At 44.7% G+C, this 1,064-nt stretch carries 1 protein-coding gene and 1 pseudogene; both read right to left on the minus strand.

Annotated features, from left to right (window positions below; all coding sequences use genetic code 11):
* Positions 1 to 36 precede the first annotated feature (36 nt).
* The gene (locus R7O12_RS26695) at positions 37 to 666 is read right to left on the minus strand and encodes a PepSY-associated TM helix domain-containing protein (RefSeq protein ID WP_318127089.1); all 630 of its coding nucleotides are present in this window, start codon (positions 664 to 666) and stop codon (positions 37 to 39) included.
* A gap of 187 nt (positions 667 to 853) precedes the next feature.
* A pseudogene (locus R7O12_RS26700) lies at positions 854 to 1,064 on the minus strand (hypothetical protein); the annotation flags it as partial.

Genomic DNA, 1,064 nt, shown 5'->3' on the forward strand with positions numbered 1-1,064 from the left:
TGTGTTCAACATAAGCTTTTCTCTACAACTGGGCTGTTAAGGCACAGCAACAAAATAAATGACGAGCGACAGCAACGAGCCAAAGCTCATCCACTGTAGTGATGTTCTGAACGTCTTTTTCTTCGGCAATAACAGGCATACACCGGTCAGGACGAAAAACACCATCAGCAGCGCAGTGATGTCGATAAACCACTTCCAAACATCACCACTGTTACGACCTTTATGCAGATCATTCAGCAGTGCGATCGCACCATAATTGGTGGTTTCAATATCGGCGTCGCCAGTGGTCATATCAACGAAAACCGTGGAGTTATAACCCGGCCCTTTGAAATCCAGAGAGAGCTCGCCAAGCACCAATTCACTTTGCTCCACTTCGGTGTAAACGTCCCAAGCAGATGGAGTGCCGCGTAAAGCCACTTCTTGGGTCAAAAAGTCAATGAGTGCAACGCGGTTTGGCTGGAAGCTTTCGCCGTTCAAAAACAAGGTCTGCGGCGGGATGATGATGGTGTGCTGTTGAATGATGGGTTCTTTTCGCTCAAACAGCTCAGGACGATTTAGCGTGATGCCAGTGAGCGCAAAAAACAGCGTCACCAATAAAAGAGCCATCGAAATATAGATATGTAGACGGCGCGCCCACGTTTGAACACCTTTGCTTTTAAGCAACATAGAAAACAATCATCACCAATAAATGTAGAGCATAATTTAGGTGATAATCATTCTTATTGGCATTTAATTTACATTGTTTACGTTTAGTGGAGATGAAACGATAAACACCTTCTAGAGCAAGGTAATTTAAGGCTCAAAAACAAAAAAAGACCCGAGAATGACTTCGGGTCTTTTCATTTGTTCTGCGCTAAGAGCTTTGTGTTGCTTCCGCTTTACGCCGTTGGGTTAAGTATTTCACCCAACTCTTGGCTTGATTCGACGGTTTGATTTCATTCGCACGTTTCGCATTCGCCAATGCGTCATCCAATCGATTCAACTTGTAGTAGGCTCTGGTTTTGATGAGCGCGACGTCAGCATTACGACCTTTTACCTTATCCAAAGCAGCCAATGCTTGTTGG

This window comes from Vibrio sp. Vb1574, from assembly GCF_033338675.1.

Bases quoted from the DNA above. Each gene is read 5' to 3' on its own strand.
- R7O12_RS26695 (WP_318127089.1), bottom strand. From the start codon at position 666: ATGTTGCTTAAAAGCAAAGGTGTTCAAACGTGGGCGCGCCGTCTACAT.